Here is an 18,362-nt window from a genome sequence, read left to right as displayed (position 1 = left end):
GATGGATGCACGCGAATTTAAAGTGACAGATGTGTTGAGCCGAAATGAACGGTTTGTTGTTCCGCTCTATCAAAGGCAATATCAATGGCACGACCATAGGAACTACGATGGTAGAACCAGCGCATTTTGGTTGGACGTAGTGGCCAAGGCCACTGAGGTCTTGGAGGGACATGCGAGGTTTGACCATTACATGGGCGCGTTGCTGTTGGCACCTGACGCCACGGCAAGATCTTTTGGAGCCACGCCGACCGTGCAGGTTGTGGACGGTCAACAACGTTTGACCACCTTTCTGATTTTGCTCTCTGCAATGCGCGAGGTCGCTCGCAATAAAGGATATGTCGCGCTCATCGATCAAATTGAAGAGTACCTTTTCAATCAGACCGGTAGAGCGGATACGGATCCCCTTGCGCGTTTCAAGCTGACACCAACTCCAGTAGATCGTTTGGTCTTTTTGGACATTCTAGAAATGCCCTACCAGGATGTGAGAAACGAACATCACGGGTACTACTGGCGAGGAAGCGTGCCACAAAATACTCCCGTCCGCGCACTTCGGGCTTATGAGTATTTTATCGCGCAAATTGAAGAGTTCGCCGCGAGCGGAGCGGGAGATGATTTCGAAGTAGACATAGATGAAGAGAACGAGAGTGAAGCTGCCTTTGAAGGCGACGAAGCGGGTCCAGAGGAAGAAAAAAGAAGACTCGATGCGCTCCTGGAGGCGCTCGTGTTCCACCTCAAGCTCATTGTGATCACGCTGGGTCCAGAGGACGATGCACAAGTAATCTTCGAAACCTTGAACTCTAAAGGTCAGCCACTCCTGGCCATGGACCTAGTTAGGAACAACATTTTTCACCGGGCTGAGGCTCAAAACCGTGGCAAAGATAATGCACGCGAACTTGCCGAAGCGTTATATGATCAGGTTTGGAGGCCATTTGACGATGGATGGTGGCGAGAGAACGCTCCAAATGCGCGCCCGGCTCGCCCACGCATTGACCACTTCCTCGCAGGGGTTCTGACAGCTGAGACCGGAAACAGGATAACTGTCCGTGAGCTTTACGCCGAGTACAGAGCCTGGGCCGCGCCCAATAGACGACCCCGGTATGAGAGAGTTGAAGAAGAACTGGCCGTCCTACAGAAGCACGTACCAACCTATGAAACTTTGGAAGATCGGTGTGAAGGAGCTGAAGACGTTGCATGGCTCGGCGAGCGGCTACGTCTTTGGCAAAACACGACAGCATACCCAATCGCGTTTCAGATCGCCGCTTCTGATCTAGATTCAGACGAACGTTGGCAGGTTGCAAAATGGTTGGACAGTTTTTTGGTTCGTCGGATCCTATGCGACTTGACGGCCAAGAACCTCAATCAGCTGTTCGCAAGGTTAGCTGACGCGTTCCATCGGGAAGGAGTCTCAGTCGAGGTCATGCGAGAATTTTTTGCAGGGATGACCATGGATACAACGAGGTTCCCAGGTGACGCGGAACTAGTCAGCAGTATTCTTGAGAAACGCGCTTACGGTCGCGTGCCGTCTCGTATTCTCACTGATATTCTTTGGTCACTAGAGCTGGCAAGCCGCACATCAATGACTGAAGAAACAATGCGACCGCAATCGTTGTGGGTCGAACACATCATGCCGCAAACTTGGGAACCGAACTGGCCGCTGGACGGCCATTTCGTCGCTGAGTTGGACAGCGATGTGCCGGGGTATTTTGAGCGTGAAGAGGCTATCCAAACACTTGGGAACTTGACGATCACAACGGACAGACTGAACCAATCGCTCGGCAACCTTGGATTTGAAGAAAAAGCCCTGAAACTTGTAGAGCACTCCAATTTAACGCTTAATCGAAAAGTGGCGGAGAAAGCGTCTTGGGACGAAGAAGAAATTCGCTCGAGAGGTGAGTATCTCGCGAATCTGGCGACTGAAATCTGGCCGACACCGAACTAGTATTCCAGTCGCTTAACCGCGCTGCGCGCTTCCACTAATGCTCCTGTTTCACTCATGAGGAGGGCAAATGTCTTTTGAAAAGGCGCGGGATATCTTGCGATTGGCGGACATGGCAATGTCCCGACACATGGGTGTTAGCCTGAGGGAGATTGAAGAAGAATTTGGTGTCGCAAAGCGAACGGCGCAGCGAATGACGCAGGCGCTGCATGAGATTTTTGGCGATAGCGTATCGGTCAATGACGCCGATCCCGACAGAATACGACGATGGAAGATAACTTCATCAGCTTTAGCCGGGTTGCACTTGAATGGGGCCGAGGAACTAGAGGCGATTGAAGTCGCTTTGTCGCGGTTAGACGAACCGGGGGACGTAAGGCAAAGGCAGGCTTTGCAAGCGCTGCGAGATCGGTTGTTGGCGGCGTTGCCATCTGCAAAGGCGAGAATAGCGGAGACAGACGCCGAGGCGGCGCTCGAAGCCTTTGGCATGGCTGCCAGGCCGGGGCCTGTTGCATATGCAGATCGTGAGGTTGTCGAAGCGATAGCAAAGGCGATCCGGGGCTTCAACGTGATGCGTATCGTATATGGTGGAGAAGTGCGGTTGGTGGAGCCATACGGCGTTCTTTTGGGAGCGCGCCGATATCTCGTGGCGCGACAACCGGCTAAAGGTAACAATCTACGTCATTTTAGGCTGGACCGGATCGAAGATGCTGAAGTGACGAAGGATTGGTTCGAACGAGCGCCTGATTTCGACCTTTCGAGTTATGCAGAGGCGGCGTTTGGCTCCTATCACAATCCTGATCAGGTTACTGATGTGGTTTGGATCTTCAGCAAGGCAGCGGCGGACCGAGCAGCAAACTGGCAGTTTCACCCCAAACAAGTCGTAAAACGGCTCGGCGATGGTCGGCTCGAAGTGCGGTTTCGAGCAGGAGGGTGGCTCGAAATGGCGTGGCATCTCTATCAATGGGGGGATGAGGTCGAGGTGGTCTCACCAAAGGCGTTGCGGGATCTGGTCCATGTCGCGCGGCGTTCTGATTTCGAGGCGCTACCGTAAGTTTGTTCCTAATTTGTTCGGCGCGTCAAGTTCTTGGTTTAGGTTCAGTCGCGAGGGCATGACAGCTTTTGACGCCCCTAGGTGTCAAATAAGTTGGGTGTTTGGGGAGAGGCCACGTCAATTCGATTCGATGAGGGTAAGAGATGGTTGGTATTACATTTGTTCATACGTCAGATCTGCACTTGGGAAGCGGTTTCGGGACGATGCCCGTAGAATTACGAGGCCGGCTGATCGAGGCACGTCACGAGGTGTTGTCGCGTTTGGTGCAAGCGGCGCGGAACCATGAAGCGCGGCATATTCTGGTCGCTGGGGATACATTTGACACAACCGGGCCGAGCGATGGGGTGCGTCGTCAGGCGGCGACAGAGATGTCGGCGGACGGCGATGTGCATTGGTGGATCATTCCTGGCAACCATGACTCGTTAGCCGCCGAAGAACTTTGGCGGCTCTTTGGGGAGGAGGCGGGGCCAAATGTTCATGTCCTCCGTGAGGCCGAACCCGTCGAAGTCGAGGCGGGCGTTTGGGTGCTGCCTTCACCATGGCCGCGGCAGTTTCCTGGCCAAGACCTGACTGCTTGGATGCCTGAGGCCGAGACCCCCGAGAATGCGCTGCGCATTGGATTGGCGCATGGCGGAATCACTGATTTTGGCGACGATTACGACGCATCCACTTTAATCCCGCCGAACCGAGCCGAGAGTGCGCAGCTGGATTACCTGGCGTTGGGGGATTGGCACGGCGTTGTTGACGTGAACCCGCGCACCCAGTTTTCCGGCACACCGGAACGAGACTCGTACCGACATGAAGGGCGCGGGTCATGCCATGTCGTGACGATTGCAGGCTCAGGGGCTGTACCGTCGATTAAACGGGTGGAAACAGGACGGTTCTATTGGAGTGCCAAACAATTGAACCTGACGCCCAACATGGACGTCGTGGGAGCTTTTGAAGCATTGCTTGATCCCGAAACGGCACAGCGGCGCGACCAACTATTGCGGATCGAAGCACAAGGCTACTTGCACATGGAAGAGCGTGCAGCGCTGGAGGATGCGGCGGCCAAAGCCGCACCAGATTTCGGGCGATTTGTGTTGCTCGATGACGAACTCGCGACGGAGTACCAGGCCGGTGACTTGGACCTTATTGCAACCGGTGGGGCGCTCCGAGTTGCGGCCGAGGAATTGCAAGTCGAAGCAGAAGGTCAGGGAGTGTCAGAGCACGATGCGCGCGTGGCGCAGGCGGCACTGAACCGGCTGTGGTCACTGGTTCGGGAGGGCTGAGTTATGATGATTACATCCATATCCTTACGAAATGTGCGCCGCTTTGTTGAACCTGTGACCATCGACAACATTGGACCGGGGCTAAACGTGTTGTCGGCTCCCAACGAGAGCGGAAAATCGACGTTCTTCGATGCGTTACAGGCCGGATTTTTTGAAAGTCACCGGTCGCAAAACCAACGGATCAAGGGGCTGACCCCGAGGGTCGGGGGGGATCCGGAGGTGACGATCTGTTTCGATCTGGATGGCGCCTCTTGGACGCTGTTCAAGCGGTGGAGTTCCTCTGGCAAGCGCAAGCAAGCGAGCCTTACGAAAGACGGGGTCTTGGTTGCGCAGGGCGAGCAGGCTGAGGATACCCTGGCCAGCATGGTCGCTGCGCCAAAAGAGGGTGGTCCGGCAGCCTTGCTTTGGGTCCGCCAGGGCGTGGTTGAAGTGTCGAGCGACAGTGCAGAAAACACCGCCCGTCAGGATATCATGAAACTGGTCACCGGCGAAGTGGAGTCCATGACGGTCGGGCGGCGAATGGACAGAGCTGCCAAGGCTTGCGAGGAGGTTCTGAAGGCGAATGTAACCGCAACTGGTAAGCCTAAAACCGGCGGGCCGTTGCAAATGGCGTCCGAGACTGTCGCCGGCCTTACCAGCCATCGCGATATTGTGCTGGAGCGGGTAACTGCGTTGGAGGAGGCACTAAAACGCCGTCGTGCTGTGAGAGCGGAGCTGGCGGAGCTTCGGGACGAAGAAGAGACAACAGCACGATTGGGCCGGTTGAAAGAGGCCGAAAAGCGCCTCTCTGAGGCGGAAAAACAGGATGCGGATGTGCAGCTTGCACAAGGCCGAGTCGATACCCTCGAGGCCAAGGAGACCCGAGCGCGAGAGAAGGTTGAAAAGTTGCGGTTGGACGTTGTAGGATTGGCCAAAGCCCAAAGTTCTGTCAAAAGAACCGCCGAGCGAACAGAGAAAGCGCAGAGGGCATTTGACACGGCGCGGGGCCGTCGGGAAAAGGCCAAGAAGGCCCAGAGCAAGGCTCAGGCAGCGCACAACACGGCGACAGAACAGCTGAAGTTGGTCATGCAGTCCGAGGCTTCAGCCGGGGCTGTCGCGCGGCGCGAGGAACTGACGCGCCAGATTGCCGATGCCGAGACGCTGCGCGGTGAGATCGAAACCTTGAACGCCGAAATTGGTCAGGAGATTTCGACCACGGGGCTGCAACAGCTGGAAGGGCTTGCAACTGCGCTTTCAGTGGCAGAACGGACGCGAGAAGCTGCGGCGCCGATTTTGCGCATCACATACGACGGGGCAGGTGCAGGTAAAGTTCTGTGGCGTGGAGAAGTCGTTGAGGGGGACCGCGATCATCCCATCACCGAAGTCACTGACCTTCAGATTTCGGGGGTCGGGTGTATGTCGATAGCGCCCAATGACAGCACCGAAGGCGGTGGTGTCGATGCTGCGCAGAAGGCACTAGATCAAGCATTGGCCAGTTCCGGTTATACCACGGTTGAGGTGGCGCGCGTATCGGCAAAAATCAGAACGTCAAAGGAGGAGCAACTGCGCGCGAGGGAGGCTGAGTTCAAAGCGATTGCGCCGAAAGGTGTCGAAAGTTTGCGTGCAGCTCTGGTGGAGCTTCCGGAGGTCAAAGAAACAGACGTAGACTTACCGGTCCGTGCGGATGCAGAGAATGCCGAAGCTGAGACCAAAGAGGCGCTGCACAACGCCGCCTTAGAATTGAGCGCTGCGGAAGAAATATTCGAAACCGTTCGGAATACGCTAGAGGCAGAACAGAGGGATTCGGTATCGGCGGAAGCATTGTTGCAGGCGGCAGAAGCGATTCTGGATGGTGTGAAAGACCCAGAGGCTGAGGTTGCCAGTCAAGATGAGGTCTTGAAAAAGCTCGTCGAAGAGCTGACCGCGGAGCAGGATGGTTTGGCCACTTTGCGGGAGGCTGTAATCGACCTGGACGCTGCTAATGTTGCCGTTGATCGCGCCAGAAGTGTTATCGAGAACAGCCGCATCCTTGGCGAGAAATTGGAGCGTGAGCTCGCCGGACTGAGTGAACGTATCCGGCTGTCCAGTTCAGATGCGCCGGAGGAGGAACTCGCCTTCGTCGAGGGCCAGTTGGAAACTGCCGAGGCGCGGTTAGCCGAAATTGAGTTCGAAGTGGAAGTGAACCGGCGCCTCAAGGCGGCGTTAGATGCGGCGCGTAAAGCGGCGTTGGAGGCCCATGTCAAACCGGTGACAGATGAATTGCAACCGCTGTTAAGGATGCTGTGGCCGGACGCAGAACCCGAGATTGATGCGGAAAGCGGCACAATAATCCGGATCACCCGACGCAGCGTGGAAGAGGACTTTGAGGTGCTTTCGGGCGGTACGCGAGAGCAAATCTCTCTAATGGTGCGACTGGCATTTGCTAATATCCTTGCCAAGCAGGGTCGGCCAGCGCCACTCATCCTCGATGACGCAATAGTTTATACGGATGACGACCGCATTGAGCAGATGTTCAACGCATTGACCCTGCGGTCGAGCAATTTGCAGATCATTGTGTTTTCTTGTCGGCAACGGGCATTCCGCGGATTGGGCGGTGATCTATTGTCGATCAACCGGGCGGACGATGCGGCTTGAAGCGGGACGGAGCGGACATACGGCTGTCGGCCTCGGACCTGATGCGGTTCATGGGCTGCGCGCATGCAAGCGCCCTGGATTTGGCGTATTTGCAGGGCGGGGGGGCCGAGCCAGTTCAAGACAGTGCCGATGCCGCTTTGTTGCAAGCTCATGGCGATGCTCATGAGGCCGCGCATCTGGACCGGTTGCGGTCTCAAGGCCGGTCGATCATTGAGGTCGCAACCGAAGGCGTGCCGTTCAGTCAAGCCGTGGAAGCGACACTTGCAGCCCTGGCCGAAGGGCCTGAGGTTGTGTTTCAAGGTGCCTTGGAAGGCGGGATGTGGGGTGGGTATTCAGACTTTTTGGAACGAGTCGACCTGCCATCCGAGTTGGGATCATTCTCCTATGAAGTGACGGATACCAAGTTGAAGCGCAAACCCGCGCCAGGGCATGTTCTTCAACTGGTTCTTTATTCCGATTTGATAGCAACGGTGCAGGGTCGTGCGCCTGACCGGGCGCATGTGGAACTTGGCACAGGGGAACGGTTCAGTTTTCGGTTGAGTGAGTATGCAGCCTATGCGCGGGCGGCGCGGCGAAGGCTGGAGAGGTTTGTTGCCGAACCGGGTGCGACACGGCCTGTGCCGTGCAGCAGTTGCGGCTTATGTCGGTGGCGCGAGCATTGTGCCGAGGTTTGGGAGACTGAAGACAGTCTGTTCCGAGTGGCAGGGATCTCAAAACAGCAGGTCAAAAGGCTGGAAAGTGCTGGGATCAATACCATGCGGGGCTTGGCCGAAAGCGATGGACATGTGCCGAACATCGCTGTCGAGACGCTGGGTGCGTTGCGGGCGCAGGCGCGATTGCAAGAGGAGCGCAAATTGGGTGAGCCGCGAGCAGAACTGCGTCCACGGGTTGAAGGCAAAGGGTTTGACCTGTTGCCGGAGGCTCAGGAGGGCGATCTATACTATGATATCGAAGGTGACCCGTTCTATCGCGAGGGACAGGCTGACGGTCTAGAGTATCTGCACGGCATCTGGGACGGGCAGGTTTTCACGGCCTTCTGGGCCCATGATCATGCGCAGGAAAGGCAGGCCCTGATAGACCTGTTTTCCTATTTCACTGACCGGCTTGCAGCATATCCGCTGGCGCGGATTTACCACTACGCCCCATATGAGATTACCGCGCTCAGGAAGCTCTGCACGCGCTACGGCGTGGGTGAGGCGCAGTTGGATCAATGGCTACGTGAGGGGCGCTTCGTGGACTTATACGCTGTGGTACGCGGCGGGATCGTAGCGTCGGAGAAAAGCTATTCGATCAAGGACATGGAGGCTTTTTACGCCGTGGAACGGAGCGGTGAGGTAACCACGGCCGGCGGGTCAGTGGTAGCTTATGAAGAGTGGCGGGAGAGCAATGATCAGAAAATTCTGGACGAGATTGAGGATTACAACCGCATCGATTGCATCTCGACACAGGAGCTTCGGGATTGGCTTTTGGTGCAACGGCCGGGTGATGCGATATGGAACTCTCTATCTGCGCCCAAATTGGAACAAGAGACAGACCCTTCCGACCCGGAAGAGGAAAGCCTTAAAGCGCAGTTAGCGGCAAGCGACCTGCCGGAGGATCGCCAAAAGGTTCTCTTTGATTTGGGCCGGTTTCATCCACGGGAGAAAAAACCTGCTGCCTGGGCGGTGTTTGATTCCGTCAAAAAAACTTTTGACGAACTGGCAGATGATCTGGAGTGTCTTGCTGGTTTACGGGCTCAAGCGCCAGGTCACATTATCAAACAGTCTACTGAACGGCTCTACAAATACCCCTATCAGGCCACGAAACTGCGCAAGGGAAGCAGTGTTTCTGCTGCGCGAGGAGATGGTACGGTAGTTGGCCTTACAATCACTGCGATTGACAAAAAACGGCGTGAAGTCACGGTTAAGGTGTCTTTGAGGCAAGGGTTTGACCTGCCTGAGCAGTTGGACTTGTTGCCAGCCTTCGCACTTCAGACCAAGGCGATTGAAGAGGCAATTGCCGCTGTGATCGATGATCAATGCAGCGATAGGATCAATCACTCAGCAACAGATCTTTTAACCCGTTCAACGCCACGTTTTCGTGGGGTTTCACCACTGGTTGCATCAGGTGATCCAGTGCATCGGCTTTGTGCTGCCGTTGATGCCATGGATAATACGGTACTGCCGGTGCAAGGGCCACCTGGCACAGGCAAAACCCATGTAACGGCACGCGCGATCTTGCACCTGGTACGAAAGGGCAAGCGGATCGGTGTAGCGTCCAACAGCCACGAGGCAATCAAGAACGTCTTAATGGGGTGTGTCGAGGCGTTGGAAGGTAGCAATCTAGACGGCGATGGTGTTGAGATTGTTTATAAGGGGAAGGCTGGGGATGACCCTTTTCCTGAAGGCTATGAGGCTATTCAGGTGTCTTCAAAGGCCGACGACAGTCGCCATAGAGGTGCCAATATCGTTGGCGGGACAGCTTGGTTGTTCTCACGCACGGACTTGGAAAATAGTTTCGACTACCTCTTTGTGGACGAGGCGGGACAGGTCAGCTTAGCCAATGCGCTTGCCATGACGCGAGCAGCAGACAATCTGGTTCTAGTGGGAGACCCCAGACAATTGCCGCAAGTCATCCAAGGGTCGCATCCTTCCCCGGCACACCTGTCTTGCCTCGATTGGATTATCGGGGACCAGGCTGTCGTTTCAGCGGACTGTGGGGTCTATCTCGATACAACGCGACGTATGCATCCAGATCTCTGCAAATACATCTCGGAGCAAATTTACGAAGGTACGCTACAAGCTCACGAGGAAACGACGCGGCAAAAGGTCGACGTAGACGGGTTACCGCATGCAGGAGCATTTCTGGTGCCCATCGCACATGAAGGGCGCGCGCAGGAAGCCGAAGAGGAGGTCGCTGCCATCTCCGCTATGGTCGAGCGGCTTCTAGAAGGCAGTTGGACTGACAAGGTTGGGAATACGCGCGAAATCCAGCGTCACGATATCATCGTAGTTGCGCCCTACAACGCACAGGTCAATGCGCTCTCAGAGGCATTGCCCGGTGTCCGGGTCGGCACAGTGGACAAGTTTCAAGGCCAAGAAGCGCCAATTGCGCTTGTATCGATGACCGCCTCTTCCGCCGAGGAAACACAGCGCGGACTAGATTTTCTTCTCTCCAGGGAACGTCTGAATGTTGCCGTGAGCCGGGCAAAGGGCCTGAGCCTTGTCTTTGCCTCCCCAAGACTGGTTGAAACGCCATGTGCAACGTTGGAACAGATGCGGTTGGTCAACACGCTCGCGGGGTTACGTGTGTGGACTTAGAAAGAAATTGAAAAAGAAACTGAATATAAATGCTAAGAACCGATCTTCTCTACACAAAGAAATGCGTTTCAATCTGAGGCGCCTCACGGGTTGCGAAGGACAGATGCCGATGTGGTGCAGGGTTTCGGGCACAGGTAGCGAAACAAGGGATCAGAGACGGCAATTTCAAGCGCGAAAGCGCGATGGGAATTATGATTGGGAGCGCTTCATAGTAAGAACTTGGCCGCCACCGCCGAAGATTCAGCTTCCAAAGCAACTTGAACGGAACCCGCGCATCGATCAACATGTTGAAAAACTAAGGCGACAGTTAGGTCAGCCAAACAATTTTTTGGACAGGCGATGCCGTTCAGACAAAAAAGAGCAGGATCAGATGACCGAAAATGCAAAAAAAAATGACGATCCGGAGAATCAGCTTGAAGATCCTTTGCCTGTGCGTCGGTTACGGGCGCTAATCAAAGACCGAAAGTTAACAAAGGAGTTCGCTGAAACCGATGAGTTTCAAGCCGTAGTATCCGAAATCTCGAAGGTTCTTCATAGCCAGATTGCACACACGGTTTGCGCTGGTCTCTCCGTGTCCAGCAGAGCAGCTTCCGTCTCAAAGCCAATGGAGGAAATCTTCAACCCGCACATGGTGGAGTGCCTCAAGACATCAAAGCCACCTTTTGTTGCACTTCATGACGGTGAGGATCGTTGGTATCTAGCAAAGGCAATGCAGCTTGCAGATCCCAGTAGAGTTGCCGACATAGCCTTCACTGAGATTGTCCGCGAAGACGTAGGTGAGAAGGCGCGAAAGACTTGGGTCGAGATCGCGTTTGCGGCAGCGAGTTCCCGCGAAGACCTACTAAGGCAAATTAATTCGTCAATAAGTCATGTGTTCGGTGCTCAAAGATCAAGGTCCAACTCTTTGGCACGTCGGATTCGGCGTATTGTCCCGGCGCTAAAAGACGAACTGATCCTGTCTGAGCTGCCAGCCGGGCCAGATTACGGAAACCAGCTTCGTATTTTGCTTTCTGGACACTTCTCTGACGACGGGCCGGAAGAAAAGACCCTACGAGAAGAGTATGTGCAGGATAGTCTTGCTGTCTTGGCTGATGTCGCCCGCCTTTCGCTCTCGATTTCATCCGATCCGCGTACTTACATTGCTGTCAGTGATATGAAAGACTGGTGGCGCCCCGCCTCGGCTCCAGTCGAGGTTGAACGCTTGGGCGCGAAACTCGCCGCTACCGGCGTAGAAACTCTACTAGTATTCGCCCGACAAGGTCACAAGAACGAACCTTTGCGCAAGGGGATTATGGAGGCTGTCGGGCGTTCCGCTTTTCAACGACTTGCTGAAAGGACGGTAAACTTGGATGCCACCTTGTCCGAGGAAATGGGGACTTGGTTGGTTACAGGTGGTTCGGCCAAGAGCAGGCATTCAAGCGAAGTTGTGGACGCTCTTTCAACTGAGCGCACAAACGAAGACGTTTCCAGGCTTCTTATCTATCTGGCTTCGGCCGAATTGGACTCTTCTGAAATCACTAGCCTTTCAAGGGAAATCGAAGACCTTATGCCAGAACAAGGCGATGGTGTTTTGGAGATAGGAAAGCGAATTAAGCAAGTTTCCCAGATCGTTGGGTCAATGGCAAAACGACGACACCTGGAATTATTCGGTCGCGTCGGCGACACAGTAGAGTTTGACCCAGCTCAACACGAACCAATTGGGGAAATTGCGATTGGAAGCAATTCTATTGTTTCCCGACCTGGCACACGTTTGAAAGAACCGGGTCGCCCTGAACGAATCCTTTTGAAGCCGAGAGTACGCAGCATATGAACAAAGAACTTGCCAATTTGGTCCTAGAGGGTCTTGCGGAAAGAGCGTCCGTAAATCGACAGGCTACATTTCTTTCGGAAGTAGAGCTTGATGCACTACGCGTACTCCTTGGGAAGGATGCTATTGCTAAAGAGCTAAAGAAAGATAACGAGATTGCTGAAGATAGCGAAAATCTGGGCGAAGATGAGCATTTTGTAGTGAAATGGAATCCAGCGCAGGAAATCGCTGACGAAATTCATCTCTGCATCGATTTTGGGACGTCATTTTCTAAAGCTTTTGCGTGTAAAGGTAATGATCCACTTGAGACCCCAGAGTTGATCGACATTGCGCTCTCGCGGGATGCGTTGGGAGCCGAAAAGTACCTAATGCCTTCAGAGCTTCTAGTTCACGAAGGAAAAGTTCATTTTGGCAGAACGGCTCGCAAACTTTTTGAGGACTTGGCCGCCGAGCAGGACAGATTAATTGACAACCCCAAGCAGTACATGACCTTAACCAAAGAGGTCGCTAACCTTTCAAAGCGAATGCTGTCTGACAAGAAGGACCCAACGGGACTGTTTTCGGAGAGAGATGTTCTTGTCTTATACTTGTCCCATTTGATCAGAATGGTGGATCTTTCACTTGATGAGATGGGTGTTAGTAACTCTCTGTTGACCCGCTATACGCATCCAGCCTGGGACAAACGCGTTGCTGCGGAAAACGCTAAGGCAATGGAAAGGATCGTGTCCGAAGCTATGGCTTTGGCACGCGCTTACGCCAACGCTTTCGAAAGTGAACTAGATGCACACCGAGCAGCCGCTTTGCTCCTTGCAGCCAGGAAAGCTTCCAACGAAAACCTACCGTTCGCTCTTCTTGAAGAACCAGTATTGGAGGCAACTGCCGCAGGCGCAGGCGCTTTGATGGACGCGCGGCCAAATGGGCGCCAACACTATGTGATCTTGGATATCGGTGCTGGTACGACCGACGTAGGCGGGTGCATTTGCGTAAAACGCGATGAAGATCATGTGAGTGTTTGGGAAATCCAAAGCGCTCGTGGTGCGAAAAACTTGGCAGGTAATATGCTCGACAATGCGCTAAGAAAGCACATTTTGGATCAAAGCAGTCTTGCTAAGGGTAGTTCAGAATATGATCAATGTGATCGGGCGCTTCGGAAGAGCATTCGCGCCGAAAAAGAACGGCTTTTTGACGCCGGTGAGATTAGCGTAGATCTCGTGACGGACGAGCTAGTCGATGTTAGCCTCGACCAGTTTCTGGCTGATCCAAATGTACAGAAAATATTTTCGGCGATAAACGAGATGGTAGTACGTGCAGCTTTTGCCGTTAGTGAAGGAACGGGAAGAGCATTCTTGGTCCCTACTGGCGGTGGAGCGCAACTACCCATCGTCAAAGACCTTACTTCCAAGCCACTGGAACTGGATGGTAAACGGTTAAAACTTGAACTGGCAGAAGCTATGCCTGAGCTATTGCGAGAAGCATACCCCGAGATTGAACCGTTTTACCCTCAACTCGCTGTATCAATCGGCGGAGCTCATCCCGCTCTGCCTGAGCAAAAAGAAAGTGTCGACCACTTTGATCGCGACCCGGGAAAGAGGACTCTAGCGCCAGTCTATCGATCCTAATCTTATTTGCAAAAACACCTGTATGCGAATGCGTATCGCATACAGGTGAATCCAACTTTGTGCGAGCTGGGCTTCGGACTGCATTTTTCAGTTAGCAGTTAAAGGCTCAGAACCAAAATAAAGAAATCGCCCTGAACGACCGTTTCGCTCGAAACTGGTCGTACGCCATATCCGCAGCAATGTTGGGGTTAATCTGATTTGAGCTGCTTTGCTCGGACGCTTCGTTTCCAGGCGCTCTGGTTGGATTCCCAAAAGCGGAATCATACTGTTGAGCTAAGTAATTGAAATTTGAAGCAATTGAATCTGGGGGTGTTATTGGGGGTATTCGGGGCCCAGATCGGTAGGATGAACCGTTAAAGGAACGTCCAGTCCTCGTCCGACATAACGCTGCGACCCGGGAATGAGGCAGTTCCTCCGCCAATTGTCGCCAGCGAATGGCTTGCGGTGCTTGACACTGGAACAACTGACCACAGCACTGCGCAAGGGGGCCAGCAAGTTCGCCTTTTGGGGATGCGTTTTGGACTGGGCGATGCGGAGTTGCATTTTCTTGAAACCATATTGATGCCGTCCATCAGTTGTAGTCTATCTATGTCGAACCGAGCAGTGAGGTATTGAAGTTGCTAGGAAAAATACTTGGCAAAGACACAAGTGTGAGACATGAACTGGTCGAAAAGGGTACGGATCTTGCGGTAGGGGCAATCGGATTATGTGGTGCCGCAACGTCCGCTCTTCCGCTTGCAGTTCCGTTGGTAGGCCTAGTTAGTCTCGGAGCGCAGATCTGGCAAAGCAGTGAGCTTTCTCGAAGAAAGAAAGTCGTTCGCAAAGCGGAGAAGCGACTTTCCCAACTTGGGATCTCCGAGCGGGGGGCTGCGGCGGCACTTCAATTGTTTGCTGAGTGCAGTGACAAGATTGAACTTGATCCAGTTGAATTGGCAAGGGCTGATGGGGAGCTTTCCATTCCTCAGTATCTATTGGAAAGACTTGTAGAAAGCGCTCCCGTTCCGCTGGATGATCAAGTCCCAGAGGCTTTGGAGGAAATTCTTAACATTGTTTATGAAGAGGTGAGAAAAGATGAGGGTTTCCACAAAATTCTGATCCAAGATCAGTCCAGGTTCATTTGTTCCAAGCTTTCGCAAGTTCTGCATAGCAATTCTGAAATGAAGCGTGCAATAAATTCGATTGACGAGAAAATTCAGAAAATTCTCGACGCCAAAGCGGGTGAAGGCAGGTCAGAGAAATCGCTTTATCCAGTGACTCCCGTGGAGATCACAAAAAACTTTGCCGATCTGTTGACACATGCAGGCCGTCATTTGCAGAGCTCTATGTGGCCTTGGTTGCGTAAACAATCAGCGGATCGAGAAGTTCATACAGAATTTGGTGGGTGGTTGCGGAATGAAGCTCCGATATTTTGTGAACATTTCTCCTTTCGCTTGGGAAGTCAGATTTTTTTTGTTCAGTGCTTCGATGTTTCGAAAAATCAACACCCTGAACTAAACCCTGATGCGCTTGACCGTTTGGCAAACGAGGCAAATGGGATTGCGTGCTTACTTCCAATGATCAATTCGCATGGTGAGTGGAGGGCGGCATACAGCGGCTGGGGCCTAATTGGAACGGACACATTACCGTTAAACCCCGACGACTACATTCCAAATTCCAAAGCCGTGATGTCGGATTGGGAAGTGCATGATTTCGGATTGCAAGTTGTGCGTTCACAAATTGAAGGCGATGGCTACAGCGTTATATCATGGCAGCCGAACCCTAGGGTCAATCCATCGATCACCTGTGAAAAAAACGGTCGAGTTTACGGCGTTGTCGTGAGAACTTCACGAAAGGTGAATGTGGGAGCACAACGACCCGATGACGTGGACAGTTTTTCAAAGGCACTTAAATCTAAGAATATCTTGCCGATGTTCGCAAGCGTCAGGATAACCAGTACGAACGACGAGTTTGACAACCGTGAAGTACACGTCACCCGCAGAATCCACCGGGGCGATCCCATTTATGTTAACTATCGGGGCTTGGAGCCACTTGTGCACGAAAAGCTGTAGTGCGGGATGCCTTCGAAATCCGCGCTCCCTTGCCCCAAACCCGCCTGAGAAATACAGTTGCTAGTGTAGGTCGTCCTTGTTCTTCGATAAAGACCCAGCCAATACGCCGTTTAGCATTTCGACTATGCCTGCGGCAGTGTCGAACAAAGGCTCTCCGTGGTATTTGGCCTTCAAACTAAGCATGAAATTCGTAGAGTCATTCACCTCTTCAGGTGTCGGCTCACCAGGATTCTTTGACAGAAGCTCTAGCCGTTTCATCCTTATTTCCTCCGCGAGCCTGACGAAGCCTAAGAAAACGTCAGCAGCGTGGCCTGCAATTTCATCGTCCTCTTCAATGATTTTTCTTGTGATTTCATCGCCACCAATAAAGTCAGCATCACAGAAATTAGTCGCGGCCGCCATTTTTGTCCCAAGCTTCGATCCGCTCATTTCACCGGCGACTTCAGCCTCCTGAAATAAGTGGTCATGAGCCAAGCCTACCGCCTTGTGAACTTCGGAAAACTGATACCCGAAGGCTGCCACCTGAACTCTGATTGAGATGTTACCAACTGAGTCACCTTCAGCATCTGAAATCAGCGTCATGGCCAAATCTTTTATGCGTAGCGTTTCTGCCACTCTTTGACGAGCTGCGCCTGCTTCCATTTCAAACTTCTCATAGCGACTCGCGAGCCACTCCTCATAAAAGGATTCAATTCTGTCCCAAGCTACTCCGCCGGAAAAAGAGAATCCTGTAGGGTAGTGTTCAGTCCGATCTTCAAAGGCGTTTGGGTACTTGGCCTTAACCTTAGCGAGTTTCTGTTTGTGGTTGCGCGGCGGTTCTTGGCCCGCATAAATCAAGAGCGCTGAGAACACTGCATCAACGCAAGAGTATCCATCCGCAACCGCCTGTCGTGCTACTCCCGCGTACTGGGCGTTATGCGCAAACTGCTCAGCTATCGCTAATTTTTCAATTACTTCGTCTAGCATCTGTGCGGTCCAAGTTGCCTATCAAGCCAAGACGATTTGAGCATAGCCAGACGTGATTTGGAAAGATCTCACCTCCGTTCTCGCGGTCCAATTGATTCACCTAGGTTAAGATCAGTGCCCTAACGGCATACAACTACAAGCAAGCGGCGCCGCGCGTCGCGAGAAAGCTCTAGTTGTTTCGGAATGCATTTGCCCCCTGTCAAGAGCCGCGTCCAACTTGGGAAGCCGAGGGTTGGCTGGAAGCATATGATTTATTTGACTATTTCTTCGAGCGGCGGCTCAGGATACTTCGTCGGCGGCTTGGGTTGCGATCATACTCTGCCAATTCCCGATAGTGATAACGTAAACCAGCGTTCAACTGAAACTGTTCGCCGTAAAATAGCCTCTCGTATGGCTCACCCTGAAAGTCAAAATGGCAGTAGATATGGGGCTTGTTGTAGAAGTCATCACCGTCAAAATTCACAGACTCAATGCACTCATAGGGAACCTCGCCAAGCAACATTACCTTGATTGAACCATCTTCCTCACCCGTAGAATTTTCGACCCAGCCCCCTTCCTTTTCTTTAAGGTAAGTCCATCGCAGCCCTAGAAGAATTCCCTTGTAGTAGGTTCCCATTAGGCCAACTCGAAACCAAGACGAAATACCTTTTTCATCGCCAGAGTTGGGGTATGTATCAAGGCGGCCGACATCGTGGATGATTGTATCACCTACATAGCCGTTTTTCGCGGTTTCTAGAAAATAGCCTTCAAACTCTGGGCGCCACTTGTCGCGGGCTGCAATCTTTTGCTCTGGAGTTAGAACCCTCATCTTGCGTCCGACAAATGGAAGAAGTTCAGAATTTGCTACGATCCCCACAATGCCAAGCAAAGCAACGATCCAGGGCTCGAAGCCACCTTCGTAGTATCCCCAAGCTACAGAGGCCGTAACTGCCACCGCGGACCCCCAGAATACAATGTGGCTCTTGAACAAGCTCAAATTCCTGCCCTCTTCCTGACTTCGGTCGAAGCGTAAGTATCTCTGAAACGGGAGCCAATGATGAAACCGTTAGAATATGCGGATGTTTCTTCCCGTACCACTTCTGTACCATTGCAAAAAATGTGGACAAAGCTCGATTCTGGTTGAGAATTTCGCGGACAGGAGTTTAAAGCAGCCTTTAACAAAGTTAAAAACTCATATAAAAACAGATAGATGACTATCGGAAGCGTAACAAGAATAGGCTATCGCTTCCAAGTGGGCGTTTCTACCACATTGGATTGAAAATCCTCGTGTCGGTGGTTCGATTCCGCCCCCGGCACCACTTCAATTCTTTGAAGCCTCTTTTATATTCAAAACTCTAGATAGGTTGATGTCGAGCCGAAAGCGGTCGATTTGCGACTTGCGCAGCGAACAACGCTCGCCGAACCCCAGATCAACATGCAGTATTTGGAGCCAAAATAGGTGGCTCTTCAACGTTTGGAATTTTTGCGCAGGTCGATTTGCGCTTTGCCGTACAGATCCCAATTACTGTGGCACACTGTTCGAAATGAATAGTGCCCAATCTCTTGATCCAACGATTTTCAGAGAATTAGTGGCTGTGCACGCAGTCTCGAGCTAGCCTGTCTCCACCGAAAATTCCCTGAAAACAGGGAAAATACAGGGAATTTTGTTTGTTTTCGGGGTATTTCCGCTAGCTCGACTGCAAATCCAAGAGAAATTTCAGAGGGTTAAGGGCCAATTCCCTAAACCCATTAACAGGGAATTTATTTTTGACG

At 52.8% G+C, this 18,362-nt stretch carries 10 protein-coding genes; 8 read left to right on the top strand and 2 right to left on the bottom strand.

Features of this window, described 5'->3' with window-relative positions; translation table 11 throughout:
- Position 1: 1 nt before the first annotated feature.
- From AC2FNZ_RS06655 to AC2FNZ_RS06620, 8 genes are all read left to right on the top strand, one after another.
- Complete coding sequence (locus AC2FNZ_RS06655) at positions 2–1,939, top strand: DUF262 domain-containing protein (protein ID WP_496839964.1); 1,938 nt, start codon at positions 2–4, stop codon at positions 1,937–1,939.
- Between the two features lie 67 nt (positions 1,940–2,006).
- The gene (locus tag AC2FNZ_RS06650; RefSeq protein ID WP_496839962.1) at positions 2,007–2,987 is read left to right on the top strand and encodes a helix-turn-helix transcriptional regulator; all 981 of its coding nucleotides are present in this window, start codon (positions 2,007–2,009) and stop codon (positions 2,985–2,987) included.
- A gap of 143 nt (positions 2,988–3,130) precedes the next feature.
- A complete protein-coding gene (locus AC2FNZ_RS06645; protein WP_496839961.1) occupies positions 3,131–4,258 on the top strand; it encodes a metallophosphoesterase family protein in 1,128 nt (375 codons plus the stop codon).
- A 3-nt stretch (positions 4,259–4,261) separates the two neighbouring features.
- Positions 4,262–6,871 carry an AAA family ATPase gene (locus AC2FNZ_RS06640; protein WP_496839960.1) on the top strand — a complete coding sequence of 870 codons (2,610 nt, stop codon included), beginning with the start codon at positions 4,262–4,264 and terminating at the stop codon, positions 6,869–6,871.
- Positions 6,868–10,170 carry a TM0106 family RecB-like putative nuclease gene (locus AC2FNZ_RS06635; RefSeq protein WP_496839959.1) on the top strand — a complete coding sequence of 1,101 codons (3,303 nt, stop codon included), beginning with the start codon at positions 6,868–6,870 and terminating at the stop codon, positions 10,168–10,170. The genes AC2FNZ_RS06640 and AC2FNZ_RS06635 overlap by 4 nt, the downstream gene beginning before the upstream one ends.
- Positions 10,171–10,177: 7 nt before the next feature.
- Complete coding sequence (locus tag AC2FNZ_RS06630) at positions 10,178–11,980, top strand: hypothetical protein (protein ID WP_496839958.1); 1,803 nt, start codon at positions 10,178–10,180, stop codon at positions 11,978–11,980.
- Positions 11,977–13,596, top strand: coding sequence for a hypothetical protein (locus AC2FNZ_RS06625; protein ID WP_496839957.1), 1,620 nt, complete (start codon positions 11,977–11,979; stop codon positions 13,594–13,596). The genes AC2FNZ_RS06630 and AC2FNZ_RS06625 overlap by 4 nt, the downstream gene beginning before the upstream one ends.
- Positions 13,597–14,246: 650 nt before the next feature.
- The gene (locus AC2FNZ_RS06620; protein ID WP_496839955.1) at positions 14,247–15,644 is read left to right on the top strand and encodes a DUF8840 domain-containing protein; all 1,398 of its coding nucleotides are present in this window, start codon (positions 14,247–14,249) and stop codon (positions 15,642–15,644) included.
- 60 nt (positions 15,645–15,704) lie between these two features.
- Here AC2FNZ_RS06620 and AC2FNZ_RS06615 read toward each other — a convergent pair whose 3' ends face one another.
- Together AC2FNZ_RS06615 and AC2FNZ_RS06610 are read right to left on the bottom strand one after the other, a co-directional pair.
- A complete protein-coding gene (locus AC2FNZ_RS06615; RefSeq protein WP_496839953.1) occupies positions 15,705–16,610 on the bottom strand; it encodes a hypothetical protein in 906 nt (301 codons plus the stop codon).
- A 259-nt stretch (positions 16,611–16,869) separates the two neighbouring features.
- Positions 16,870–17,586: a hypothetical protein gene (locus AC2FNZ_RS06610; RefSeq protein ID WP_496839952.1), complete on the bottom strand. Its 717-nt coding sequence runs from the start codon at positions 17,584–17,586 to the stop codon at positions 16,870–16,872.
- Positions 17,587–18,362: the final 776 nt, after the last annotated feature.

Source organism: Ruegeria sp. SAZA006, from assembly GCF_059613465.1.
This window is presented reverse-complemented; position numbering and strand designations above follow the sequence as displayed.

Coding starts and splice junctions, on each gene's coding strand:
- AC2FNZ_RS06655 (WP_496839964.1), top strand. CDS start 2: ATGGATGCACGCGAATTTAAAGTGACAGATGTGTTGAGCCGAAATGAA.
- AC2FNZ_RS06650 (WP_496839962.1), top strand. CDS start 2,007: ATGTCTTTTGAAAAGGCGCGGGATATCTTGCGATTGGCGGACATGGCA.
- AC2FNZ_RS06645 (WP_496839961.1), top strand. CDS start 3,131: ATGGTTGGTATTACATTTGTTCATACGTCAGATCTGCACTTGGGAAGC.
- AC2FNZ_RS06640 (WP_496839960.1), top strand. CDS start 4,262: ATGATGATTACATCCATATCCTTACGAAATGTGCGCCGCTTTGTTGAA.
- AC2FNZ_RS06625 (WP_496839957.1), top strand. CDS start 11,977: ATGAACAAAGAACTTGCCAATTTGGTCCTAGAGGGTCTTGCGGAAAGA.
- AC2FNZ_RS06615 (WP_496839953.1), bottom strand. CDS start 16,610: ATGCTAGACGAAGTAATTGAAAAATTAGCGATAGCTGAGCAGTTTGCG.